Source organism: bacterium (assembly GCA_022616075.1).
Lineage (GTDB): Bacteria > Acidobacteriota > HRBIN11 > JAKEFK01 > JAKEFK01 > JAKEFK01.
In genome coordinates this window covers 1-26923 of record JAKEFK010000054.1, presented here as the reverse complement: position 1 = coordinate 26923, position 26923 = coordinate 1, and the positions used below count along the sequence as shown (strand labels likewise).

Genomic DNA, 26923 nt, shown 5'->3' with positions numbered 1-26923 from the left:
GAGAAGAAGCTGTCGGTAACGGCGCGGCAGGATTCCACAATTTCTTTGGCTGAATCAAAGGCTTCCCGATATTTCTCTTCGGTGATCTCGCTACGAACCATTTTGATGGTAAGCCAGATCAGGTAGCTGTTCAGCGCATCTTCCATGCAGTAGTTTTTGACCCGCTGCCTCTCGCCATTTTGATATAAATCCTCCACCATGCTTCCTTTTGTATCCGTTTTTCCGGATAAGCCCAAAAGCTTGGAAATCAAATCCAACGAAGGTCTGCTGGTGGCGCCAAATTCAGACAGATCATCGCAGACATCATGGCTCGATTCGAAGGAGTAACGGTTTCGGTCCCACACATGAACCGGCACACGGTGTTTTAACGATCGAAGGAACAAACACGGGAGATCGAACCCTCTGCCGTTGAACGTGATGAATGTGCTGCGAATCGGCGTGCCTTTTCTCAGACGAGTTACTTTCCAGAATTGCTGCAAGAGCGCTTTTTCATCGGAATTTTCAAGCACAGTCGCGTTTACCACTTTGCACGTTTCACAGTCCACATCAATTAGTGCGATGCAAATCGGTATATGAAAAGGCGGAGGCGCAAAACCGCTGCTGTACTTGGTGTAGAGCTCCTGCTTCAATTGTTCCTTCGTGCAGTCACTGCTTAGCCCAAAAATTAAGCGGACCAGTTCCCAATCCAGGATCGTTTCGATGTCCAAAACGAGATAACGTCTATCGCTCATTACTTCATTCCCATACAGCTGGTTTGCCTTTATTGAACCGCCAAGACGCCAAGTCGCCAAGACAGGAAAAGAACATTTTGATCTTGGCGTCTTCGCGCCTCCCCTTTATTATGGACGCGGAGACGCGAAGACGCCAGACGCGGAGACGCTAGGAACCCGGTGAAGTGCTGATTGCCTTTTGAAGTCTCTCCGCTTCGGCAGCGAGTGGGAGTCCATCATCCGATCCAATGGTATTTTGCTGAGCTCGAAGCGCTTCTGTAAGAGATTGTTTGGCTTCATCCAATCGACCCAGCGCGCGATACACCTGCGCCATGCGGAATTTAACCGTGCCCGGCCCGATTCCAACCGCTCGATCCAGCTCAACCTGTTGCAGCTGGTCCAATGCGCGGTCATATTCTTTGAAATGCATATGGCACAACGCGACATTGAGCGCGGCAACATGCTTTTCCTGTCCACTGGTACGATCCAACCCCGCAACTTTCTTGAATGAGGCCATCTGGCGGTTGAAGAGTATTTTAGGATCCGTGTAATCAATTTCCATTGCACTGAGCATCAATTGCACAGGAATCGTGCTTTGCGTTCCTCCCCGCGAAACGCTCAAACGCACATTTCCTTCTTTTTGCAGCTCGCGCGCTGCAGCAAGCAATTCTTCCGTGGTTTTTACCGGTTTATCCTGAATTGCTGTTACCACATCACCGATCAATAAGGGCTGTGTCTCCTGGAATGTCTTGAGCGTCAACTTTGCAATCACGGGACCCGGTGTAATCGCCGTATCCATGGACTGAATGCCAAGTCTTTTTTCAAAAAGTGGTTGATCATATTCCAACTGCGCCTGGAATTCAGCCCAGTGCGCAGGGTTATTCGTTTGTATCTTGCGAATGTCAGCCATCGAGCTCCAGTTGGATAGCAGGTAATATTCTACGGTGCGCTCTTCCGCTTTTTCCGGAACAAGCCCGAACAGCAGCAGGTCCGATTCTACTTTGCTGCACACCTGTTGAATCTTTTCCTGGCGTGAACCGTCAGGCTTTCCATCCTCCAGACTGATTGCAATTTCCTGAATCGCTTCTTCCAGAGCAGCCCTGTCGGGTGACTTGCTGTTGTCCTGGAAATTCAGGCTCTTCAAGTCTTCCAGTTCTTTGATCGTTTCCTGGCGAAATCTTTCCAGTTGTGCCTTCGCCATAGCAGAGAACGAAACGATGCCCAAAAAGGACAAGGATGGATTTAGCTTTGCCGAAATTTCCATTGCCTGGTTGTTCTTCAGCTCGACCTGCTTTTCAAATTTTCCAAAAGGACCTTTTAACTTCACCACGTGTTTCCCGGGACATGTCTGGATTGTTTTTGGTGCGAGCCCTTTGTATTCATTGTCGATAAAAATATTTGCCTGAGGATCATCCGCCGTGATATTGAGAGTTGCTTTTGCCGGTTCCATGATGATGGGCGTGAAATAGTAATCATCATTCGCTGTGATGGTCAGCCTGCGATTGGGCGTTTCCCAGCATGGTTTTTGGAAAGTCACTTCATATTCGCCAGGCTGAAGTTCTGAGATTGGAAACTCAGCGGAAAATTCCGTTACAGGCAGATTCCGTTCCGTTGCCGTCGCCTGGGCGCGTTCCGGAGCAGTTCCTTCTGTGAAACCAAGAGACTTATCACGGAAAATGACCTCAACTCCTTTCGGGTACGTTATGAAGTATGCAACACTCGAGCTCCGTTCGAGTTTGAAACTGATCTTCTGAGTCTTTCCAGGTACCACTTCCACTGTTTGTATTTGAGAAAAGTAACCGGGCCGGATGACTTCGATTTCATGAGTCCCTTTCAAACTGTAAAGCGTGGCCAGATCTGTTTTTCCAACCGGAACGCCATCAATTTCAATCGTGGCTTCCGGGGGCGTAGAACTGATCGATAGCTGTCCGAGATTTTCAGACTTAATCTCTTCCACAAAAGCGATGATTTTGGGGGATACCAGTTCTTCGTCCAAGCGGTAATTGGGATCGTTTTCGATTAATTTCAGGAATACATTTTTTGCTTCTTCCTGCTGTCCTTCTACATAGAATGCTCTACCGAGGTAATCCAGACTTCTATACAGCAGAAGTCTTTCCGGCTCGGTGAGAGGTCTTTTCATTTTTTCGGCGGTGATTTTTCCGACCAGGTCTTGAAACAGCGGGATGCTCTGGGTTTGGTTTTCGGAATTGAAAACTCCTTCAGCATCTGCGAATGCTTTGTTCCATTTTTGCAGTTCCGCTTCTTCCGGAATCAGTTCTTCTTCCGGCCCTTGATCGACGGGAGGGAGTTCCTGAGCAAAAAGACAACTGCAAAGTAGCAAAATGAAAAAACAGACTCTGTAGTTCATCCTAGTTTTATGATCCTTCTGACGCCCTTATCTAAAACGTAAATGCTGCCCGCAGGTCCAATCGCGATGAGTTTGGAGTCATCGAAAAAGATAGGAGAGGTCTTTTCGGATCCGAGGAATCTCAAGAATTTTCCGGCAGGTGAATAGATTAAAACTCCTTTCGGATTGTTCGTCAGGATGTAGATATGATTTGCTGAATCCAATGCAAAATCCTCGAATTTGCCGAAGGTCATCTCCTTTCCGGTTTTGTTCAAAGCGAAAAGAAGTTTCCCTTCCGGGTCGTAAACCTGAACGAAATCCCCTTTGCGGCTCAGGAGATGGATGTTGTTCAGGGCATTGATCAGCACTTTTTCATAATCTTCCGCGCGTCCAATCGCCGGCCTGGATAATGGCTTTCGTGCCGGGTCGAATACGGAAACTCCTGATACTTTACCGGAGATGACAAAGTATTCTCCTTTGTTATTGACCGCCGCCGAACGGATTTCTTCCAGATAACCCATGCTTGCTTGAGTCTGCGGATTGATTCTGGGAAACGAGACGGATTCGGTGGTGGTGTATAAAGTAGAATCGTTGCCGATCAAAACATCATTTTTCGGTGTAACGCTGATCGAATAGGGAGAGAGTATTGTGCTGCTGTTGATCATCTTGCCGGACGGATCAAACGTGTAAAACGATTTTTTGCCGCGGTCGCTGAGATAGAGTTTCCCTTCCGAATCCATTGCCATCCCGACCGGATTATCCATTTCTGCGAGGATTGCGGAGTAAGCTGAATCCGGAACAAAGACACGTCTGTTCGTTACAGGAGCGATGTACAGTCGATAAAGAGTTGCGTTCATATTTAATGAGAGCCGCGCTTGTTCGGAAGAGGGATATCTGCTGATTACTTGCTGGAATTGCAGCGCGGCTTCTACAGGACGGTTGTCGTACAAGAAAGTGAGACCCATTTCGTACTCTGCCACCGGCAGCAGAGCGCTGTCAGGATGCAGGATTCTGATGGTCGATAAAGTGTCGAAGGCTGCTACCAAATTCCCCTTGTTTTTCAGCTGGATTCCCTGTTCGAGCAAGGCCTGGTCCGTTCCGGAAGGCGGACTCGCGAGTATGAATAGCGCTGAGAACAGAATGATTAGAGACGATAAGAAAACACGTTTCATGAAAACGAACTCAGGCGTCCTTTCCCAACCCCGTGACCGTCTGGCTTTGAGCAGCTTCTACAGTAACGGGCTTGGACAGCTTTTTGTTCAACGCTTCCCAGCTAAAGGTAATAGTGTGATTGCCGGCTTGAATCGGCAAGCTTAAGATTGGAGCAACATCAATGAATTCGCCATTGATAGAAATTTTACAATTACTTGGAACCGCATTAATTGTAATTTTGCCCATGGGGGGCGCGGGAACGACCACCGTCTCTCCCGACTTAATTACAACGGTTTTGGTAAAGCGAATGTACGCATCTTTAGTGGAACGGAAAGTCAATTTGTGCGTTCCTGGTTCCAACTGAATGGGACTCCCTTTCAGGGCTTTCGAACCACTGATAATGGCCACGCGATGAGATCCACCGTACCTGATGAATCCAGGTGGCGCAGCCGCTGGCGGCATCTCGATGGTCAGCGTTCCGGGGGTGGATGTGTCCACGGTTTTTGTGACATCCTCATGCCCATCCATTTTCAGAACAAGTTGACGCGGTTGCTCGTTCTCTAAAGTGATTTCTTTCGGCGTTTGTCCAAGAGATTGGCCATCCAGGCTGATGGATGCGCCGGGAGGATTCGTCACAAGCTGTATGATTTTTTTCGTTGGAACAACAGGAGTGATTTCCGTTTTTCCAGTTAATTTCGTCGGGGTTACCGGTTCCAGAGTAATGTTCAACTCAGTCGGCCAAGCGTTTTTCTTCAGGGGAACGACTTGTTCCTTGTAACCCTCCAACCGGAAAGTGAGATCCATATCCTTGCGGTCCTGTAACGATGTGGGAGTTATGCCGATCTTTTCACCATTCACCAGAACTTCTGCGCCAACCGGATTTGTGATGATGGCCAGCGTGTCCCCTCCTTTTCCCAGTGTGCCAAAGTAAAGCAGCGTTCCAACGAACAGAAGCGCCATTACAACTCCCAGAATGTAAAATTTTTTCTCTGACCAAACGGAAGGCCGGTGCATCAGCACCTGAGCAGTTTCTGAATAGTTCGCTCCAATCCCTGTTCTGGGCACTTTTTCCGGAGGGGGCGGCACACCAAAAGTGGGAGAAGGCATGTTGAACGTGGGCATGTTTTGCACGTCCGTCGCCACAGTTGCAGATACTTCATTTTCTACAGTGGCCGGTTTTGCTACCTGGTCCAGCGGAATCGCTTGCGTAACACCTTCCTGATAAACCGGAAGCGGTGTAGTGGATTTGCGACGGAATTTCAAACTCTTTAAGTAGAACAAATACTCTTCTAAATCGGCGGAAAGTTCTTTTGCCGTTGGATAACGCAATTCGCGATTCTTTTCCAGAGCCCGCATGATAATTTGATTGAGCTCAGTGCCGGTTTCTTCAGGCAGATTCTGGATAGGTTGCGGCCGCACGTTCAAGATTCGGTACATGATATCAACCGTGTGTTCGCCGTTGAAAGGGTTGTTATATGTAAACAGCTCATACGCCATCACACCGGTTGAAAAAATATCGCTTCGCGGATCCAGTTGATCTCCTGAAATTTGTTCCGGCGACATGTACTGCAGAGTTCCAATGATGTAGCCGCTTCGCGTGAGCTCGGATGTTCCCATGCGCGCGATGCCAAAATCCATAATCTTGACGGTGTTGTCATCCTGCAAACGGATATTCGCGGGTTTAATATCGCGATGGATAATTCCTTTTGTATGCGCCGCGTCCAGCCCTTTTGCAATTTGCAGTATTACTTCAACTCTTTGTTCAAAAGTGAGCTCTACCTTTTGCCGGATGACCTGCTGCAAATCGCGGCCAAGAAGGTACTCCATCGCAATGTAAGGTCGTCCTTCAAAATTCCCCATGTCGTAGATGGTGACTATGTTCGGATGACGCAATCCACCGGCCAGACGCGCTTCCCGCTCGAACCTGGAAATCAGCTCCGTTTCCTCAGAACCAATAGCGGACAGGAGTTTGATTGCGACATCCCGCTTAACGACAGGATCATAGGCGTGATAAACAACCCCCATCGCGCCTTTGCCAAGTACTGATAAGATTTGGTACTTATCGATCTTTTCGGGAGGCTGTTGCATACTTTAATTTGAGGAGGGAAACATACCCCGCTTTCATTCCGCTGAAACGGAACTTATATTAACATATCCGTCTTTGGATTTTCAAGGCAAAGATATTGATTCCTGTAGACTTAGCAGCATTTTTGAAGTGATGGAATAGGCATGAAAAAAGCTCTCATCGCGCTTTTGATATTGGTCCTTGCGGGAGCCGGCGTTTACTGGTTCTTCCTTTATTCGGACAGAAACTATCCGGAGAGAATTCTTCCTGAAAATACGGCCGTTTATCTGACCTTTTCCGGAGTGGATCAGATGCACAAGAAGGGATCGGAGACGTTGTTGTGGAAGAAAATCGCTACCTCTCCGCGGAAAAAGCTGTACCAGTATCACGTCGAGAGGCTGATGAGATTTACGGAATCGGTGGCTGGTGTGGACCCACGCCCTTTGCTGTCGCAGTTTACCCGCGAAATAGCCGTCGCCGCTGTGCCAGTTACGGGGGTGCAGTCGGGAGTGTTGCTGGCATACGTCCGGAAGGTCAAACAGACGCATGAGTTTCTGGAAATGAAGCTCGATCCGGGTCTGAAGCGCCGGTTCCCACACTTGCATAAAGCTCCGTTGACGTACCAGAATCAGCAATACTTCAAATATACCAGCGACGATTTCCCGAAAAATGTTTCTCCCTGTTACACCTTTCTGGATCATCACCTTATTGTCACTTCTTCAGAAGTGGGGATGAAAGTGATCCTGGATGTGAAAGCCAAAAAACTTCAACCTCTGCGGAGCAGTGAGGTTTTTGAGGATGCAAAAGATGAAGTACATTTCAAACGAGGCATTCTCTTTTTTTTGAACGCGAAAAACACAATTCAAATGATGCGAAGTGGCCTCAAGGGACAGGCGGAGTTGTACTGGCCGGCGTTCATAAAAATCTCCGGAATCGAAGCGATCGGTGGCGTTGCGTATAGCATCGGATTTGAAGGGGAAGGTTTTCGTGAGGAAGGATACGTCACTGTGGATAAAAAGCGACAGGGCATTGCAAAGGTTTTTATGCAACAGAAACCGCAAAAACTTTCCGGCGTAGCCTTTCTTCCAGCGACCAGCCATGCCGCTGGCGCGGGCACTCTTCCGGATGGTATGCATATGTGGAAGGAGGTTCAAACGCAGGTGGAAAGCGTGCTTTCAGGCAAGCAGTTTTCCGAATGGCGATCTCTTTTCGATTTTCTTACCGGTTACTTCGACTTCAATTTTCAGCGCGATCTGGTGGAACCGATCGGAAACCAATTCAGTTTTGCTTATGACTCGGCCGGTGAAACCGGAAACTCGTCTGAGACACGCTACTTTTTTGCGCTGGAAGTGAAGAAGCCGGATCATTTTCGGAGTTTGCTGGAACGTTTGGTAGTGCTGGGAGAAGAGCGTGGCATCCGACGCAAAGCGGAGCTGTACCAGGGGAAAACGTTGCAGGTGCTGGAAGTGCAAGCCGGTGGAACGAGCGCAGTTCCTGCTTTTTGGCTGGAAGGCACCTGGTTTTATTTTGGTTCGCATCAGGACTTTGTAAAACAATCGATTGATTCGATGAAAAATAAAAAGAATCTTCCAACAAACGCGGACTTTCAAAGAGTTACGAAAGGATTTCCAGCTGAAATGAACGGCATTTCTTATACAAACACGCAGGCAACCTTGCATCGGTATGCGTCGGTATTGCAGGCACAATCGAACGAAACGGAGCGCCGGTGGATTCGTGAATATGGCTTGCTGGAAGAGATGAACGATTTGTCAAAAAGTTTGTTTGGATCTGCTTCGTATGTGATCGTAGAAGAGGAAGGCGTTCGCTATCAAGCGCACTCTTCTGTTCCCACCAGTTTCCTGATTCTGCCCGCGATTCTTTCCGCTACATTAAAGTAGTGGCAGAGCATTTGCCGTGAAGTCTGCACGTCCATATAAGTAAAAGACCTTTTCTGTAAAGATAATCGTTTATCGGCTCAAAAGGGCAAATGCTCTGCAACTACCAGGCTTACTGGCGTCCTTGGCGCCTTGGCGGTTTAAAAAAAAACCGCACAAATCTTTGACGACAGGTATATTATTTATGATTGAGTGTGGAGGCTCTTAACCTATGAAAGAGAGCATAATTGACGGCCAGAATATTCTGGCATCCCTGAACGAAATGGTCGATCCGGAGCGTTTCCGGAAACTGCACTGGGAGGGGACGATTGATGAATATCTCTCCATGGTTTCCCGCAATCCCAGGTTCGCCCGTACTGCTTTTCAACGCATTTATGACATGATCATGTCCCATGGTTATGAGGAATTTTATGATGGCAAAGAAAAAGTAATTCGATACAACTTTTTCACGAATCCATATTTCTCGCGTGGCGATGCGATTTACGGACTGGAACGATCCCTGATGCACCTTGTTCAGTTTTTCCGTTCCGCTGCGCAGCGTTATGGTCCTGAGCGACGCGTTTTGCTTCTCCATGGTCCTGTGGGAAGTTCCAAGAGCACGATCGTCCGGTTGATTAAACGCGGACTCGAAGAGTATTCGCGGACAGACGATGGGGCGCTTTACTCTTTCGGATGGGTTGTTTCGGAGGATCCGGAACGGCGCGGGCGGCAGGAAGTCCGCTGGTGCCCCATGAACGAAGAACCGTTGCATTTGATCCCGATGGAGCTTCGCGAAAAATTTCTGCAAACCATCAACACCGATAAACCATCGGAAAAGCACATTTATATCGAAGGAGATCTCTGCCCTTCCTGCCGTTATACGTATCGCGAAATGATGAAAAAGTACGATGGGGACTGGCAGAAAGTGATTCATCACGTTCCGATCAGACGGATCATTCTGTCCGAAAAAGACCGTCTGGGGATCGGGACGTTTCAGCCGAAGGATGAAAAGAATCAGGATTCCACCGAGCTAACGGGCGATATCAATTACCGTAAAATCGCCGAATACGGTTCTGACTCCGATCCGCGGGCCTTTAATTTTGACGGTGAGTTCAACATTGCCAACCGCGGTCTGATTGAGTTCATCGAAGTGCTGAAGCTTGATGTCGCTTTTCTTTATGACCTCCTGGGCGCGTCGCAGGAACACAGCATCAAGCCGAAGAAATTCGCCCAGACCGATATTGATGAAGTGATCATTGCGCATACAAATGAGCCGGAATACCGGAAGCTGCAAAACAACGAATACATGGAAGCTTTGCGTGATCGTACTTTGAAGATCGATATTCCGTACATCACGCGTCTGGATGATGAAATCAAGATTTACAAGAAGGACTACAATCCTGAAAAGATCCGCGGGAAACATATTGCGCCGCACACACTGGAAATGGCTTCCATGTGGGCGGTCCTCACGCGAATGGAAGATCCAAAACACGCGCAGCTAACGCTGATGCAGAAACTGAAATTGTATAACGGGAAAACTCTGCCCGGCTTTACCGCAGACAACATCAAAGAGCTGAAGAAAGAAGCCAAAAGGGAAGGCATGTTCGGAATTTCCCCCCGTTACATACAGGATAAGATTTCGAACGCTCTTGTCAGTGACATGAATGAAGCGTGCGTCAATCCTTTCATGGTGATGAACGAGATTGAATCAGGATTGAAGCACCACAGCCTGATCACAAGCGAAGAACAGCGAAAGCGTTTCAAGGAATTGCTGGCGATGGTGAAAGAGGAGTACGAAGAAATCACCAAGAACGAAGTGCAGCGCGCAATTTCCGTTGATGAAGAAGCAATCAAACGGCTTTGCTCAAATTACATCGACAACGTCAAAGCCTACACGCAGGGTGAAAAAGTCAAAAACAAGTACACCGGTATGGATGAGGAACCGGATGAACGTTTGATGCGGTCGATTGAAGAGAAGATCGATATTCCGGAAAACCGCAAGGAGGATTTCCGGCGCGAAGTGATGAATTACATCGGAGCTTTAGCGGTAGGCGGTAAGACTTTTGATTACAAATCCAACGAACGATTGCACCGCGCTCTGGAAATGAAGCTATTTGAAGACCAGAAAGATTCAATCAAGCTTTCCAGTCTCGTTTCCAGCGTTATCGACAAGGAGACGCAGGAGAAGATTGATATTGTAAAGAGCCGGATGATCAATAGCTACGGCTACTGCGATGTATGCGCGACGGACGTTCTGAATTTTGTAGCCAGTATCTTCGCACGTGGGGACGTGAAGAAGGAGGCGCGAAGATAATTTGGTCGCAAAAATTGAGCAGGACCATAGCCGCTTCAAGCAAATTGTCCGCGGCAAAATCAAAAAAGAGCTCAAAAAATACATCACGCAAGGGGAGTTGATCGGGAGGAAAGGGAAGAACATCGTCAGCATTCCGGTTCCGCGCATCGATCTTCCCCGATTTCGTTTTGATCCTCACCAGACCGGAGGCGTAGGACAGGGAGACGGAGATGTCGGCACTGCGCTGGGTCCGGGAAATCCACAGCATGGTTCGGGAAAAGCGGGAGATTCTCCAGGTTCGCATTTATTAGAAGTGGAGATCACACTCGAAGAGCTTGCGCAGATCCTGGGTGAAGAGCTGGAGCTTCCGAATGTCGAACCACGCGGCAAGAAAAATATTGTAACGGAAAAGGATCGATACACCGGCATCAGCCGCAGCGGTCCGGAATCTTTGCGTCACTTCAAGCGCACTTACAAAGAAGCTCTCAGACGCCAGATCATTTCAGGCACCTACAATTACGACGATCCCATCATCGTACCGATACGCGAAGACAAGCGTTTTCGTTCATGGAAATTGAGCGACCTGCCGGAAAGCAACGCAGTCATCATCTACATGATGGACGTTTCAGGATCGATGGGGCCGGAACAAAAGGACATCGTCCGCCTGGAATCCTTCTGGATCGATACCTGGCTTCGCTCTCAATACAATCACATTGAATTGCGCTACATCGTTCACGATGCCGTTGCAAAAGAAGTCGACCATGATACGTTCTTTTACATTCGGGAAGGTGGCGGCACGAAAATCTCGTCCGCCTATAAGCTGGCAAGCCGGATGATTGCGGAACAGTTTTTACCGCAGGATTGGAATATTTATCTCTTTCATTTTTCGGACGGTGATAACTGGGATGGCGGTGATACGGCAGAATGCGTATCGATTCTGGAAAAAGATTTATTGCAGAAGATCAATCTGTTCTGCTACGGACAGGTTAAATCCGCGTACGGCAGCGGAGACTTCCTTTACGGATTGGAAGAAGCTTTTCCGGAGGATCCACGGTTGATCACTTCAAAGATCAATAGCAAGGATGAAATCTATGATTCGATCAAGGCATTCCTCGGTAAAGGGCGATGAATAGCAAAGTAGCACAGGCGTCTCGCCTGTGGAGCTGCGCAGACGAGACGTCCGCGCTACTGCAAATATGAATCTTAGTCCTGAGCTCGGAAAACTGCGCGATGAGATCAAGGCATACGCTCTTGAATACGGGCTCGATCCGTTTGAGACCATCTTTGAAATTCTGGACTTCGATCAAATCAATGAAGTCGCGAGCTACGGCGGTTTTCCCACGCGCTATCCACACTGGAACTTTGGCATGGAGTACGAACACCTCAAAAAATCTTATGCCTATGGCCTGCACAAGATCTATGAGATGGTGATCAACAACGATCCTTCCTATGCCTACTTGATGGAAAACAACGCGCTGGTCGATCAAAAGATTGTGATCGCTCACGTTTACGGCCACACCGATTTTTTCAAAAATAACCAGTGGTTTTCAGCGACCAACCGAAAAATGATGGATGGAATGGCAAACCATGGAACCATCATCCGCCGCTATGCCGAAAAGTACGGTTACGACAAGGTAGAAGGATTTCTGGATACTTGTCTTTCGATTGACGACATGATTGATTACCATTCCCTTTTCATCAAACGCCATCAGGTTGCAAAGCGTGAACCGGTGGAAGAAGAAGAGGATGATGACAGGGAAATCTCCATAAAATTGCGCTCTAAAGATTACATGGATGGTTTCGTGAACCCTCCGGATTTTGTTGAAGATCAGAAGCGGAAGATTGCCGAACGAAAGACCCAGGCAATGAAATTTCCGGAACAACCGGAAAAAGATTTGTTGATGTTTCTGATCGACCACGCTCCTATGGAGAACTGGCAAAAAGTAGTTCTTTCCATCATCCGCGATGAAAGCTACTACTTTGCTCCGCAACGAGTGACGAAAATCATGAACGAAGGATGGGCCTCCTACTGGCACTCCACGATCATGACCGAGAAATGTCTGAAGGATTCGGAACTCGTCGACTACGCCGATCATCATTCAGGAACGCTTGGAACAAGTCCCGGCACGCTGAATCCTTACAAGCTGGGGATAGAGCTTTGGAAAGACATTGAAGACCGCTGGAACAAAGGAAAGTTCGGCAAGGAATATGAAGAATGCGACGACATGGATGTACGGAAGAATTGGGATAAACATCTTGGGCTGGGACGCCAGAAAATATTTGAGGTACGGCGCGTGGCAAATGATATTACGATGATCGACAACTATCTGACAAAAGAATTCTGTGAAAATCATAAGCTTTTTGCTTATAAATACAATGATGTGACCGGTATGTATGAAATTTCCGATCGTGATTTCCGGGCGATCAAGGAAAAGCTTTTGTTCCAGCTGACCAATTCGGGTCAGCCGATCATCCATGTGATCGATGGAAATTTTAAGAATCGGGGCGAATTGTACCTGTACCACAAACATGAGGGGATTGATCTGGATGTCGAGTATGCAAAAGACACGCTCCAGAATATTTACGACATTTGGAAGAGAACCTGCCATCTGGAAACAAAAATGAGCGATCGCGGAAAGCTATTTTCGTTCGATGGCAAGGATCATATCGAACTGAACATAACAAGCAGCTTATAAGCACTGGAGGAAAAAATGAGTAACGCCAGCGAGATTTTGAACGCAATCGAATCGGCGTTTCAACAAAAAGATTTTGATTCGAGGGACTCGATCGTGCGCCTACATCATTCGGGCAGCTACGTGTTTGAGTGGGCGGATGCAGAAGTAACAGTAAAAGGAGATTTAGCGCAGGCGGATTCGATCGGATTTCTACTGAATTCGATTGAAATCAGTAAAAGTATTCGGGAAAAGGTGGACATTGCGGACTATTTGAAAACAGTAGCAGAGACCATCGAGAAACGAGTGAACTATTTGATGGAACCGCTGAAGATTATTGAACTGGACAGCACAACCAACGCGGTTCAAATGCGGAGTGAAAAGCCGGAGATTCAGGATGGCAATCTTTCCTATTTCGAAGTGATTCTGAAGGCGGGAAAATGGTTCGGTTACAGGAACTATGTTTCGCTGCACCGGTACACGAACAGGAGAGAGGACGAAGAGAACCGCCGGCGCGTTTCTTTCCCGGTTACCAAGAAGCAGTTCCAGAAACTGGTCGATGACCTGATCGAAATCATGTAATCAAAGTAGCGCGGCCGTCCCGGCTGCGCAAATAGTACAGGGCGCCGACTACGCCGATGACGAAAGCTGTATAGAACGGAATTGTCGGGTCGAGGGTCCAGAGCCATCCGCCCAGCAGAGAAGCAGGGAAAACGATCAGTCCGCGAATCAAATAGTACAGGCCCACCGTTCTTCCACGCAGGTTTGCAGCAGCAAGATCGACGATCACGGCTTTCCGGGCCGGCTCTCCCACTTCTCGAAGTCCACCGATCACGAATGCCAGGATCAACCAGGAAAAAGAGTGCGACAGCACTACGGACAGAGGAAACAACGCAAAGAAAACAAAAGTCAGAAACACTAACGGCTTTCTTTCGAATCGGTCCGCGACGCGGCTGAGGGGAAGATAAAACAGGATGGATGCAATCATTTGAATGCTGGTCAACCATCCAAACTGGAACGCATTGAGCTTCAGAATATTCATGACGTAAAGCACAACAAAAACTTTTGGGATTCCTTCCGCCCATCGTGCAAGCACATCCGAAATCAGGAGCTGTTTGAGTCTCGGATGAAGCTGCCGCCATAGATCCAGAATCCGGATCCCTTCTGTCCGTTCCGGCAATGTTTCACTGTAAAACCTTCTAATAATGTAGAGCGCCAGGATGGCCAGTGCGATGGCAACCATCAGTCCGCCTTTCATGCCATCGGAAAGACCGCTACGAGCGATCCACAATCCACCGATTGCCGGGGCGACAATGATGGGGATGCGCTTAATGATGGATTGCACGCCGAAGCCGGTTGCGCGGCTTGTTGCCGGAAGATGGTCGCCGATAATCGCAAAAAGCGCGGGCAAAGTGAGGCTGCTCCACGCCATTACAAGGAACGTGCCGATCAGGATCCACAGCCAGGAACCGGCCAGCAGATAAACCAGGTAGCCAATCATGGAAAGGAAGGTGAACAACAGCAGAGAATTTTTTCGTCCGATCCTATCCGCCAGCCATCCGCCGGGATACTGATAAACGGCGTCCAGCAAATCTTTCAACGTTCCATAGATTGCGATGATCCATGCCGTAGCTCCCAGCAACTCCAAGTATTTCGGAACGAATCGTGTCCAGAGTTCTTCGGCCATCCCCAAAACCAGAACGCAGGCAAGCATCACCAGTATGTTCCTTTTCGATTCCATCCAGGTTCGCAATGGCATAAGAAGCTAAATATACTGTGGAAATGAAAATCGTATTTTTGTTCGTATTTTTGTTACTGTGTATATCTATGTCTACTGCAACTGCGCCCCAGGCTGATTTGATCATCACGAATGCAAAGATTTACACCGTAGATCAAAAGCAGCCGCATGCAGAAGCGGTCGCCATCTGGCGCGATCGAATCATCGCTGTTGGAAAACGTGACGCCATAGAAGCGTGGCGAGGTTCAGAAACGCGAGTGATTGATGCTAAAGAGAAACTGGTATTGCCCGGATTTAACGACTCGCATGTTCATTTTGTATCCGGTGGAATGCAACTGGCCAATGTGAATTTGAAGGATGCGCCTACGCGTGAAGAGTTTGTGAGACGAATAGCGGCGCGAGCAACAAGTGTCCCCGAAGGAGAATGGATCCTGGGCGGGAACTGGGATGATCAACAATGGAATCCTCCGGAGTTACCAACCAGGGAGTGGATTGATTCGGCTACCTTAAAACATCCAGTTTTTGTAGACCGTTACGATGGGCACATGGCATTGGCAAACTCGCTTGCATTGAAAATGGCCAATGTGACGGCAAAAACACCGGATCCTGCCGGTGGGACCATCGTCAGAGATCAAAAAGGAAATCCGACCGGCGTTTTAAAAGATGCTGCGATGTCTCATGTGTACAAAATCATTCCGTCGCTAACACATCGACAGCGAACGGAAGTCATTCGAAGAGCGCTACAACATGCTGCATCGCTCGGAGTTACAAGCCTGCAGGAGATGAATTCAGAATTTGCCGATATGGGTGTGTACGCTGAGCTCGCAGAAAAGGGGGAACTTACTGCGCGAATGTACGCCGTGCCGAACGAAACGCAGTGGGAGGCTCTAGCCAGACTGGGTCTGCGAAAAAAATTCGGGTCTAGTTATTTTCGCACCGGGGCGCTGAAAGGTTTTACCGATGGGTCATTGGGTTCCACGACCGCATATTTTTTTGAGCCATATCTGGATGCGCCTGGCGATCGCGGATTGTTGTCGGATGAAATGATTCCTATGGAGAAAATACGGGAACGTCTCATCCAGGCGGATCACTCCGGATTGCAGCTTTGCATGCATGCGGTCGGTGATCAGGCAATCTCCATAATGCTGGATCTGTTTCAGGAAGTCGTTGCAAAGAATGGAATACAGGACCGGCGATTGCGAATAGAACATGCACAACACGTTGCGGCAAAAGATTTCAAACGATTTGCGGACCTGCAGGTGATAGCCTCCGTTCAGCCCTATCATGCAATCGATGATGGACGCTGGGCGGAGAAACGAATCGGTGATCGAATTCGCACCACATATGCTTTCCGAACTTTTTTGAAGAACGGTGTGAAACTCTCTTTAGGTACCGATTGGAGTGTCGCGCCGTTAAATCCAATGGAAACAATTTATGCGGCTGTAACCCGCGCTACGCTCGATGGAAAGAATCCGCAAGGCTGGGTGCCTGAAGAAAAAATTACAGTGGAAGAAGCAGTGTTTGCATACACAATGGGATCAGCGTTTGCAGAGTTTCAAGACACGGAAAAGGGCTCGATCACTCCTGGCAAACTTGCTGACATTGTGATTTTGAGTGATGACATCTTTCAGATCAATCCGGTAAGGATCAAGGACGTGAAAGCGGAAACGACCATCGTCGGCGGGCAAGTTGTGTGGCCAAAGAACTGAAGGAGCTATTCCGGGCGGACGAACGTACCGCGGCGTAAATCTTCCAGGGCCTGATCAATCTCCGCTTTTGTATTCATAACAAACGGTCCATAGCGGGCGACCGGCTCATTTAGCGGTTTTCCAGCAACAAGCAAGAAACGGACAGGATCATTTTCCGTGAATACATTTACGGAATCACCATCGCCGAAAATTACCAGTGCAGGTTGATCAATCTTTACCGCCTCTGCGCCGAATTTTCCACTACCTTCAAATACATATGCGAAAGAATTGTGTCCCTTTGGAATCGGCTGTTGAAAAGTAGATTTAGGCGGAACAGTAACATCGATATAAAGTGGCTCGGCGGCGATTTCAGTCACGGGTCCGGATACGTCGCCAATTTGTCCAGCAACAACGCGAATCAGCGCGCCATCATTGCTTGTAAATTGAGGGATCGTATTGGACCGCACATCCTGATAACGCGGTTTGGTCATCTTATGCTTTGCCGGCAAATTTACCCACAATTGAAAACCATCCATTCCTCCCGGACGAACTTGAGGCATCTCTTCATGCAAAATTCCGCGACCGGAAGTCATCCACTGCACATCTCCCACTGTAATGGTTCCTTGGTTCCCCATGCTGTCTCTGTGCAGCACTTCCCCTTTCAGGACGTAGGTTACGGTTTCGATTCCACGATGCGGATGCATCGGGAAACCGGCCACATAATCTTCCGCATGCGGAGAACCAAAATGATCCAGCAAAAGAAATGGATCGAGATAATTCAAACGTCCTGCAGGGAAGCTCCGTTTTAGCTTGACGCCGGCTCCTTCCATAACCTGCGTGGGTCGAATGACGTCTGCTACTTTTCTTGCTTGCATAACACCTCCTTTTTTTACCGCAGAGATCGCGGAGACCGCGGAGCAAAAACTTGAGATTCTTTTCTCAGCGGTCTCAGCGTTCTCTGCGGTGAATTGTTACTATCGTGTTGTAATCCGGTTCGTGTGAAGCGGGGTCGGTCCGCCTGGAAATCAGCACGTTTGCTTCCGGCCAGAAAACCTGCACCGTTTTTGGATGCAATGGTCCGATCCTGCAAATACCCTGATACTCGCCCACAACGGATTTCAAGAGGATACGATCTCCTTCCTTGAATTCCACCCGTTCAGCATCTTCCGGATTCAAATAAATTTCATTGCGCCCTTTGCTGCCGATCAAAGGATCCTCCTTACCGTAAATGATGCTGTTGAATTGTTTGCCTCGTCTTGTCGTCAAATAAAACTCTCCGGGTTTCAGGATGTCATTCTGTGGAACCAGAACAGAAAAACGCGCTTTCTGATCCGGCAGATTTTGACAGATCCCATCATTTAGAATCCGTGCCCCTCCGTATTGAAATGAATCCTTCTCCTTTTTCAGATCGGAAATCCCTTTATATAGGGGAATCACTGAATCCATTTCTTCTCTGATAGCTTCTGCACTTTCAAATGACAAAAATCTCCGTTTGTCAGGAGGCAAGATCCGTTGCCCTAGATTCACCATGATTTCCCATTCCGAGCATGCTTCGCCGATTCGAGGTCCCGGGATTTCAGGGGAATATCGAATTCTGCGTTCCGTGCTTGTAATGGTGCCTCCCCCTTTCTGTTCATAACGTGTCTTCGCGGGAAACAACATTACTGTTTCGCCTGGTTCAGCGAACATAGATGAATTGAGAACGATATCCTGATGAATCCGCAGCGGCACGCGTTCCAGGGCTTCGCGCGCATGAATCGGCTCCGGCATGGTTTCGAGAAAATTTCCACCAACTATGTAGAAAATATCCAGCTTTCCTGCATGCGCTGCATCCATCATTTCCGGCGCCGATAATCCCGTTTCAAAAGGAACGGAAAACCCCCAGACGTCTGACAGTTTGCCGGCATTTTCTACATTTACTGAAAGGCCGGCAAAGTAATCTGTTGGAACGGATCCGACCTCAGCAGCTCCCTGCACGCCGCTATGACCACGAATTGGAACGAGACCCATATTTGGCTGTCCAATCATGCCGCGTGCCAGCGCGACATTCACAAGTGATTTGACGTTCTCAACTCCAAAGCGGTGCTGCGTTAATCCCATACTCCAGATAAAAACGGCTGTTTTTACTCCAGCGTACAGTTTTGCAAATCGCATCATCTCACTACGACTCGTGCCGGAATGTCTTTCGAGGGTTTCCCAATCTTGCCGCGCCAGCGACTGTTTTAGTTCCTCAAATCCGTTCGTGTGATTTCGAATGAATTCCTGATCCAACCAGTCGTTTTCAATCAAAATTTTTGTGATGCCGTTAAAAAAGGCAACGTCTCCTCCAACAGTGATCGGGAAAAATTCATCCATCAAACGCGTTCCGAAAAGCGCGCTTTTTGTAATAGAAGGAACCCAGTACTGTTCGAGTCCCGGTTCGCGGTATGGATTTACCACAATAATTCGGGCGCCTTTTTCTTTTGCATAGTACAGATATTTTGTAGAAACAGGTTGATTGTTCGCGATGTTCGCTCCTGCCAGCACAATCAATTCTGTCCAGATCCAATCCCGGTACGAACAGGTTGATGCGGCTGCTCCTACTGTCTGCTTGAGCGCAGTGGTGCTTGCTGCATGACACAAACGAGCGGCGTTGTCCACGTTATTGGTTCCGAGAAGACGGGCGAATTTGCCGGCAACGTAGTAAACCTCATTGGTGAGTCCACGGGAAGTCGTGTACATGGCGAATCGCTGTGGTTCCGTTCCTTGGAAATGCTTTGCGGCGATCGCCATGGCCTCCTCCCACGAGATTCGCCGAAAACCTTTGTCACCACGTTTTCTGATCATCGGGTAAGGGAGCCGTCCCAGATTTCGGAGCTCCTCCCCGCTCATTGACTGAAGAGCCGGAACGTCTGATAGCCTGCCTACATCCAGCGCCTTCATAGTATTCATGCGGAGCATGCGCAGACGGGTCATGCATAGATGAATTCCTTCAATCGTATGATCCCGTAATCCGTAAGGGCCCAGCGAACAGCCGTCGCAGACACCATGAAACAGAATGCGCGACGCATAAGCAAGGTTGTCGCGGTTCTCCCAGACAACCTGAGCCATCTCACGGAAGTGATGCGGTTTGGTTTTGCCAAGACCGAATGGAACCCAGCTTACAATTCTGGTTCCATGGCCCTGATGTTTCTTCATATTTAGTGCGTCCTAAATATACTTAGAGTATTGCATATCGCAGATTGCATAATGCAAAGTGCATGAGGATTGCCCTATGCAATATGCAATCTTCAATATGCAATATTTAGCCGACTATCCGCGCTTTCTAGAGGATTGGTGGATAAATGTAACTTTAGATTTGCTCGGATGCAACTCACTGCAGGAGAAGGAGCATCAGCTCGTTCAAAGAATACAAGGCTTAAGCGATCGCTTTACGAAAGAAAGATCTGAGCTTGTTGAAGACTATTTCACAGATCCTGCAAACCTTTGTGCCTATGGTCTTTTCTTTTTTCCACAGAGTTACGCGCGCACTCAATTTGTGATGCAGGAAATTCTCTCCAGAGGATGGAAACCTTCCGGACCCGTTTCGATACTGGATCTTGGTTCGGGAGCAGGCCCTGCATCTTTCAGTGCAGCTTCATTCTTCAACGCTCCGCGAGTAACCGCAATCGACCGGTCAACCGTTGCTCTTTCGCACATGAAAAAAATTGCCAGCCTGTGGCCTCAACTGGAGTTCGAGTGTCACGTAGGCGATTTATGGCGTTGGATCAAGAAACCAGATAGAAAATGGGATCTCATCCTTGCTTCGTTCTCGTTCAACGAATCCGGATTCTCTATTAGACAGACAACGACCTTACTCGCAAATGCCCTAACGGAGCGAGGAATGATCATCGTTATGGAACCTGCTCTTCGATCCACTTCCGAGACGCTGGAAGCATGGAGAGATCACATCAGTCAACAAGGGGATCTGCAGATATGGGGGCCATGCCTTCATCATCGTTTATGCCCACTGTTGAAAGAAGGCAAATTCTGGTGCCATGAGGTCAGATCCTGGAGATTTCCGGCGAGCATTGCTTTCCTGAATCGCCACCTCTATCGTCAGGTGCATGTTTTAAAATTCAGTTTCCTCGCGTTAGGCAAGCAGGCGCCCCCGGCCGTTTCCTCTTTTTCATTCCGGCTGATCTCACCGGTTTTTAGACAGAGAAAGAAGCTGGTGTTTACAGGCTGTACCAGTGACGGTGAAAAGAAGGAATTTCGAATGAATCGCCCTCTAACTAAGGAAGGGCGAAACCAGATCCAAAATTGGGAACGGGGTGATGTCGTATCCTTTCCCTTGAATCAGGAGAGGCTTTCGTAGTACAACATATTTCAGCCATGAGCGAGGTATTTAACATGAAGTTACTCAGACTAGCAGCCGCGGCCATCTGTATTGTTATCAGCTTTTCAGGGTGGTTGCAGGCAGCGACAAAACCAGTCCCTCAGAAAGACAGTTTGATCGAGGCGATAAAACAGAATCAGCAGGAAAAGATTAATCATCATTTGACCAACGGAACGAACGTGAATGAGCGTGATAAAGACCGCAATACACCTCTGATGTGGGCTGCTGAAAGCGGACGTTTGGAGACGTTACAGCAGCTGCTCAACCGTGGGGCATACATTTCCGCTCAGAACATAGAAGGAAAAACTGCGCTCATGTGGGCTGCGGAGAGCAATCAACTCGCTACGCTGAAAGCCTTGATCGATGCTGGCGCCGGGCCGGATGCAAAAAACAACAGTGATGAAACAGCGCTGATGATGGCCTCTCATAAAGGACACATTACAGCTGTTCATGCGCTGATTGAAGCGAAATCCGATGTGAATGCTTACGACAAACTTGGATGGACTCCGTTAATCTGGGCAACTTCGAACGGCAATCTGACTGTAATCAAAGCTCTCGTGGATGCCGGAGCAGATGTGAATATGAAAGTTCACTATTCCGGGAATACTCCTTTGATTGAATCGCTTCACAAAGGATACATCGAGGTCGCGCATTTCTTGATTACCAAAAGCGCCGACGTGAATGCAACCACGACAGCCGGCTGGACTCCTCTTAAAATTGCGACGTTTGAAAACAATATCGATATGGTAAGAGCGCTGGTCGCGGGCGGGGCAAACGTAAATGGAAAAGATAAACAGGGGAGAATTCCATTGATGTGGGCTTCGATTAAAGGGTTCCCGGATATTGCGCGCGTTCTCATTCAAGCCGGCGCCGATGTGAGCGCCAAGGACAACTTTGGATTTACAGCCTGGCAATTTGCAATGGAAGGCAAACAAATGGGAATTCTACAGATTCTCCGTGAGGCGGGGGTTAAGGACTATAAAAATATCGTGATTGCCAGGGGCACCAGGAAAAACTCTTCACCAGGTTCCTCCTGGGGCTGGTCCGGGTTCACTTCGGTTCGGTAATCTTTGTAGGGGGAGGCCTTGTGCCTGCCCGTCGTGGGCGACCACAAGGGTCGCCCCTACCGCAGATTCTTCTCGATTTCCGCGGGGATCGTGAATTCTATCTGCGAACCGATATCGATTTTGTGCTTCTTTGCAAAACCAGCGTTTACTTCCAGCACATACTTCGACTTTTGTAACGGAACCATGGAATCGCAGGGGTTCGTTTTGCACGGTTGAGCAGTGACCAGATAGACCACTTCTTTCCGTTCATTCAACCACAGGATGTCCAGAGGGATCAGCGTGTTTTTCATCCAAAAGCTGTGCACATCCAGTTCGGGGAAAACAAAAAGCATTCCCGCATCAGAGGGCATATTTTCGCGGAACATCAGCCCGCGTGACCGATTGGCATCCGTATAAGCAAGCTCCGCTTCGATTTTCACTGTGGCATTCACTAATACTGTGATTGCAGGAAGCTTTTGTGCCGCGAGAGTGGAGCGAATACCAAAAGCCAGAACAATGAAAATAGGAAGCAGAAATACGAGTGTTCTCATACTGATTCCTTTCGATGAAATACCCACCATTCTAGAATAATAACCCCGAGCAATGCCATCAAGAACCAATTTGAAAAATCGTGACGCAGGACTGTCGCTTTCGTTTCAGGTTTTGAGCGCGTTTGAATTCTTGCAGGAGTTAATTCAGACTCCCGCGTGTCTGCGAAATTAACATAGCCTTTTCCGGAATCGATTTCTCCTTCCTGCGTGTATTCATGCCCGGTAAGGGTGGGCTTATCAGGGTGAAGTCCCGCGTGAATCCATTCCATCGCATTCTCCACAAATATGGGGAAACCGGCAAGCAAAGCGAGATTGGTGTCTTCCATTTGAAAGCCGAGGACGACTTTACGCACACCACCGGTCTCCTGCAAATATCCGACTACTCCTTTTGAGGTTTCGAGTAAAACCTGCGAGCCGGCGGGAGGTTCCAGGATTTGATAATTCGAGATTCGCCAGATTCCGGCATCCACGAAGCGCAAGGGCGAGGCGGCCTGATTCCATTGAACAATGGGATGAATATCCGGGACCTCACCCCGAAGGAAGTACAGACCGGCAGCATCCTGAAGCCGGTTGGAAATTTTTATGGGAGCCAATGGCAATATTTCGAGAGCAGGCAGAACTTGAAGCGCTCGTTTTAGAAAGGAGTTGTCAACTTCCAACTGCGTCTGAATTTTGGCGCGGGGATGAGCCATCAGAACAAAGTCATTGTCCAGCGAAAAAAGATCTTCGGGTTTTAAACGGATTCTGAATTGCGCGGCGGTCACGACCGGAACGCGAAAAGCTTTTTCTGCTTCTTCCATAGGACCAAGATGGAACTCGAAGGCGTTCAGCAGCTCATTATTTTGTTCGATTTCTACATCCGCTTTCTTGTTGTTGCCGGAGAAGTTTTTCAACTGAAAGAAGAGCAATTGTTCTTGCATTGTGTCCGCCAGCGGTTCCATCACTGCGCGGGTGAATCCTAGATTTTCAATTGCATGCCCAACCTGCAAGACATCAAAGTTCAACGCCTGCATGGCTTCCAGAGGAAAATTTGCAAAGTCGGACGCAATCATCACGATAGGCTTTGGGGATCTCTTTAGAAGCGGTTTCAGGATGAGAAGAATCTGTTCCCATTGCCCCGCAACATCTTCTGTTTCCAATTGACTGAGCTTCTTGCGAATGATTTCATGATTCAAAGTAAAGTTTTGCAGGATGGACGCTTCGGAACCAACCGCGATGAGCATCACTTCATCCGCCGCTTCAATCGATTCCATCGCAGTTCTCAGCTTCTTTCTTGCAGCCTCAAAACGATTCGGAGCTTCATCTTCCGTCTGCATGCTAGCCGAAGCGTCAATCACCAGGATCCATTGGCGGGATTGTTTTGAGGGTCTGGGAAAATAGGGCTGCGCGAGCAATGCAGTGAGTAGAACCACTGCAAGAAGCTGCAGCAGTAACAAAAGATTGCTTCGCAGTTTTTGAAACGGCGTGTAGGCCTGTGTGTCTTCAAGCGCCTGCTTCCAAAGCATTGTGCTGGGTACGATTTTGTCCAATCGACGCCGTTTCAAGAGATACAGTAGAATAATCGGAATAGTCAGAGTAAGGAACCAGAGCGCCGCCGGATTGGAAAACTGCACCATAAAATCTTTTAACGCAGAGACGCAGAGTTTTAGAAATTTATTCTTTTTTTTCTCTGCGTCTTTGCGTCTCTGCGTTAAATTCTTCTTCTTTTAGCACAGCCATTTTTTCGAGCAATCGTTCTCTTTTGCGAAGTTGATCCACATCATATGCGAGAGCTTCCACCTGGCTTTTTAGCATCTGGTGCTGCAAGTTCAACTTTGTCAGTTCCGAAACAAGATAATTCATTAAGGTATGAAGCACACGGATGTAGTGGAAAGGTTTTTCGAGCGTACCGGCTATTGCCGAATTGAAATTCGTTTGCTCGCGATTGAACATCGCTTGCTTGAAGATGAGAGCGTCAATGTTTCCGTACAAGCGGAAAAACGGTTTGAACCATTGCCGAAGTTTCATCAGGAAACCGGAGCTGGCGGAGTACACAAAAGTTTTTAGATCGATGTTGTAGTCAGTCTTGTAGAACTCGAGATCTGGCTTTTCAAATTCCAGTTCTTTCAGAAAGTAGGTCCTGATGCGGTCAGGGTTCGTGATCACTTTCAGCTCGAGTTGTTGCAGCTCCTGCAGCTCCTCATCAGTGAAAAGTTTTTTCCGCTTCTCTTCGATCTCTTTACGGATTTCTTCTTCTAAACGTTTTAAATCGATATCTGCGCCGGATGAAAACATGTTCAACCTCGACCCTAATTTTATCCTGTTATCGTCCCGGTGAAAACTAACCACCCCTTTCCTTCGTCTACTTTGATAGGATTAATACTTGGCGTCTTGGCGTCTTGGCGGTTTAATCTTAAATAGGCAGGAGAGAAAGCGATGTTTTTCTTCACAATTTGGGGAGGAGCCGAAGTTCGTCCGAAAGACCCGGATAACATTGTTGTTACGGTCTGGGGTGGAACGGACATTCTCTTGCCCACGCTTGCCGAGAAAATTGTTCGCCTGAAAAAGGCAAGGACCGATTACGGCGAAATCACAGATTCAGTGATTCGTCGCACGAACGTGATCACTCTCATGGGAGGAACCATATACAAAGCGCCTACGCTCGCGAAGGAAATCGAGCAGATGAAACAGTTGAAGGATTCCGGATCTATTTCAGAAGGGGAGATGTTTCAGCTGTGGCAGGAAGCGATTCGACGTGAAGACATGGACGTATTTGAATCGCTAACAATTATGGGAGGGTGTGGCGATGAGGGACCTGATAAGAAGGAAGAGTTGAAAGATCTCGCGCGCATCGCAGCACGGGGCGTCATCAGCGCGGGGGAATATCAGGAATTCCGTGATCTGCTTGAGAAGAAAAACAGTGTCGCCGGTGAAGATTTGCAACAAAAACTGCTCCGCATGTTACAACCCTCGCAACAAGAATTTCCCTCGCTGAAAAACAGCACGAAAGCCAGTTCGGCTCTATTAGAATAGACCAGATGAAAATTCTGATCGTGGATGATGAGAAAAATATCCGCACGTCTTTGAGCCGGTTTTTCGACCTTCATGGTTTTCAGGCAACCGCTGTTGAGAATGGATCGGAGGCGCTGGAGCAAGTTAGGAAAAGTTCTTTTGATTGTATTGTGCTCGATCTGAAGCTGCCGGACCTGGATGGAATTCAGCTTCTGGAAAAGATTCGCGAAATTGACTTCTATGTTCCGGTTGTTTTGCTGACAGCGCACGGCAGTACGTCTAAAGCGGTAGAAGCAATCAAGAAGGGCGCGTTTGATTTTTTTGAGAAGCCGACGGATGAAGAAAAGCTCCTGATCGCCGTTCGGAACGCGCATCAGCTCTCGCGGTTGAACCGGGAAAAATCCGATTCCTTCCGGGATCTGGACCGCAAGTATCAACTGGTGGGTGAATCGCAGGCGATGAAAAGTTTGCGGGATCAGATCGATCGGGTCGCGGGCAAAAATACACGAGTGCTGATTACCGGAGAAAGCGGAACCGGCAAGGAATTGATCGCATATGCGATTCATCGAAAGAGTTCCCGTCGCGATAAGCCTTTTGTGAAAGTAAACTGCGCAGCCATTCCCCAGGAATTGTTTGAGAGTGAACTGTTTGGCCATGAAAAAGGCGCATTCACGGGAGCCATTCAACAGCGCATCGGCAAATTCGAACAGGCGGACGGTGGCACTCTCTTTCTGGATGAAATTGGGGAAATCCCGGTAAGTTTGCAACCCAAGATCTTGCGGGCATTACAGGAAAATGAAATCCAGCGTGTGGGTGGTCAGAAAGAAATTCTGGTCGATGTGCGGATTCTGGCAGCCACAAACCGGAAACTGGAGGAGGAAGTCAAGAAAGGAATGTTTCGCGAAGATCTATATTATCGTTTAAATGTTTTTCCGGTTCTGGTTCCACCCTTGCGCGAAAGACGCGAGGATTTGCCGGTGCTCGTGTCCCATTTCTTGATTCGCGTGTGCGAGGAAAATAACATCAAGCCACTGGAAATCCGCGAGGAAGCCACCCAATTGTTATGCCGCTATGATTTTCCGGGCAACATTCGGGAATTGCGGAATCTGATGGAGCGGCTCATGATTCTGGCAACATCGCAACAGATTACCTCAGAAGATGTGCATCGGGTGCTGCCACGCCCGGTCGCAGAAAACGAATCCAGGCGAAGCTCTCTGCTTTATTCGCGATTGGAAGATACGGAACGGGAACTCATTCTAAAAACGCTGGAAGACAACCGCTGGCAAATCAGCAAAGTGGCGCGAATCCTGGGCCTGGAACGAAGCCATCTTTATAAGAAGATGAAACACTACAACATCTCCCGCCCAGAATAGGATTTTATTAACGCAGAGACGCGGAGACGCAGAGAAAAAAAATCATTCACTTCCATTTCTCTGCGT

20 protein-coding genes are annotated in these 26923 nt (G+C 48.2%); 10 read left to right on the top strand and 10 right to left on the bottom strand.

Features of this window, described 5'->3' with window-relative positions:
* From L0156_04740 to L0156_04725, 4 genes are all read right to left on the bottom strand, one after another.
* Positions 1–731 (bottom strand): ribonuclease H-like domain-containing protein (locus L0156_04740; protein ID MCI0602300.1); only part of this gene is annotated, 731 nt, incomplete at its 3' end.
* Positions 732–879: 148 nt separating this feature from the next.
* Positions 880–3078 (bottom strand): PEGA domain-containing protein, encoded by a 2199-nt coding sequence (locus L0156_04735; GenBank protein MCI0602299.1) that lies wholly within the window; start codon positions 3076–3078, stop codon positions 880–882.
* Positions 3075–4229: a hypothetical protein gene (locus L0156_04730; GenBank protein ID MCI0602298.1), complete on the bottom strand. Its 1155-nt coding sequence runs from the start codon at positions 4227–4229 to the stop codon at positions 3075–3077. The genes L0156_04735 and L0156_04730 overlap by 4 nt, the downstream gene beginning before the upstream one ends.
* A 10-nt stretch (positions 4230–4239) precedes the next feature.
* Positions 4240–6297, bottom strand: coding sequence for a protein kinase (locus tag L0156_04725; GenBank protein MCI0602297.1), 2058 nt, complete (start codon positions 6295–6297; stop codon positions 4240–4242).
* Between the two features lie 141 nt (positions 6298–6438).
* On the opposite strand from L0156_04725, the gene L0156_04720 reads away from it, so the two are divergent.
* From L0156_04720 to L0156_04700, 5 genes are all read left to right on the top strand, one after another.
* Entirely contained in the window at positions 6439–8172 is a 1734-nt protein-coding gene (locus L0156_04720; protein MCI0602296.1) for a DUF3352 domain-containing protein, read from the top strand.
* A 208-nt stretch (positions 8173–8380) separates the two neighbouring features.
* Positions 8381–10462, top strand: a complete 2082-nt coding sequence (locus L0156_04715; protein MCI0602295.1) for a serine protein kinase — start codon at positions 8381–8383, stop codon at positions 10460–10462.
* A gap of 1 nt (position 10463) precedes the next feature.
* Positions 10464–11570 carry a DUF444 family protein gene (locus L0156_04710; GenBank protein ID MCI0602294.1) on the top strand — a complete coding sequence of 369 codons (1107 nt, stop codon included), beginning with the start codon at positions 10464–10466 and terminating at the stop codon, positions 11568–11570.
* A gap of 67 nt (positions 11571–11637) precedes the next feature.
* Positions 11638–13137 carry a SpoVR family protein gene (locus L0156_04705; GenBank protein MCI0602293.1) on the top strand — a complete coding sequence of 500 codons (1500 nt, stop codon included), beginning with the start codon at positions 11638–11640 and terminating at the stop codon, positions 13135–13137.
* 15 nt (positions 13138–13152) lie between these two features.
* Positions 13153–13695 (top strand): hypothetical protein, encoded by a 543-nt coding sequence (locus L0156_04700; protein MCI0602292.1) that lies wholly within the window; start codon positions 13153–13155, stop codon positions 13693–13695.
* Here the strand turns inward: L0156_04700 and L0156_04695 are convergent.
* A complete protein-coding gene (locus L0156_04695; protein ID MCI0602291.1) occupies positions 13688–14872 on the bottom strand; it encodes an MFS transporter in 1185 nt (394 codons plus the stop codon). The two genes, L0156_04700 and L0156_04695, sit on opposite strands and share 8 nt — an antisense overlap.
* 23 nt (positions 14873–14895) lie before the next feature.
* Between L0156_04695 and L0156_04690 the strand changes: the two genes are divergently transcribed.
* Positions 14896–16560, top strand: a complete 1665-nt coding sequence (locus L0156_04690; protein MCI0602290.1) for an amidohydrolase — start codon at positions 14896–14898, stop codon at positions 16558–16560.
* Positions 16561–16565: 5 nt separating this feature from the next.
* Here the strand turns inward: L0156_04690 and L0156_04685 are convergent, their stop codons facing one another.
* Both L0156_04685 and L0156_04680 read right to left on the bottom strand, forming a co-directional pair.
* On the bottom strand, positions 16566–17414 hold the full coding sequence (locus tag L0156_04685) for a pirin family protein (GenBank protein ID MCI0602289.1): 849 nt from the start codon (positions 17412–17414) through the stop codon (positions 16566–16568).
* 73 nt (positions 17415–17487) lie between these two features.
* Entirely contained in the window at positions 17488–19716 is a 2229-nt protein-coding gene (locus L0156_04680; protein MCI0602288.1) for an FdhF/YdeP family oxidoreductase, read from the bottom strand.
* A gap of 76 nt (positions 19717–19792) precedes the next feature.
* Between L0156_04680 and L0156_04675 the strand changes: the two genes are divergently transcribed.
* Positions 19793–20875: a small ribosomal subunit Rsm22 family protein gene (locus L0156_04675; protein MCI0602287.1), complete on the top strand. Its 1083-nt coding sequence runs from the start codon at positions 19793–19795 to the stop codon at positions 20873–20875.
* Positions 20876–20910: 35 nt separating this feature from the next.
* Positions 20911–21963, top strand: coding sequence for an ankyrin repeat domain-containing protein (locus tag L0156_04670; GenBank protein ID MCI0602286.1), 1053 nt, complete (start codon positions 20911–20913; stop codon positions 21961–21963).
* 56 nt (positions 21964–22019) lie between these two features.
* Here the strand turns inward: L0156_04670 and L0156_04665 are convergent, their stop codons facing one another.
* The 3 genes from L0156_04665 to L0156_04655 are packed head-to-tail and all read right to left on the bottom strand — an operon-like array spanning position 22020 to position 24767.
* Complete coding sequence (locus L0156_04665; protein MCI0602285.1) at positions 22020–22493, bottom strand: DUF192 domain-containing protein; 474 nt, start codon at positions 22491–22493, stop codon at positions 22020–22022.
* On the bottom strand, positions 22490–24109 hold the full coding sequence (locus L0156_04660; GenBank protein ID MCI0602284.1) for a VWA domain-containing protein: 1620 nt from the start codon (positions 24107–24109) through the stop codon (positions 22490–22492). The genes L0156_04665 and L0156_04660 overlap by 4 nt, the downstream gene beginning before the upstream one ends.
* Before the next feature lie 37 nt (positions 24110–24146).
* Positions 24147–24767: a hypothetical protein gene (locus L0156_04655; GenBank protein ID MCI0602283.1), complete on the bottom strand. Its 621-nt coding sequence runs from the start codon at positions 24765–24767 to the stop codon at positions 24147–24149.
* Positions 24768–24908: 141 nt separating this feature from the next.
* On the opposite strand from L0156_04655, the gene L0156_04650 reads away from it, so the two are divergent.
* Entirely contained in the window at positions 24909–25505 is a 597-nt protein-coding gene (locus L0156_04650) for a hypothetical protein (GenBank protein ID MCI0602282.1), read from the top strand.
* A gap of 5 nt (positions 25506–25510) precedes the next feature.
* Positions 25511–26857: a sigma-54 dependent transcriptional regulator gene (locus L0156_04645; GenBank protein ID MCI0602281.1), complete on the top strand. Its 1347-nt coding sequence runs from the start codon at positions 25511–25513 to the stop codon at positions 26855–26857.
* The last annotated feature ends 66 nt before the right edge of the window (positions 26858–26923 follow it).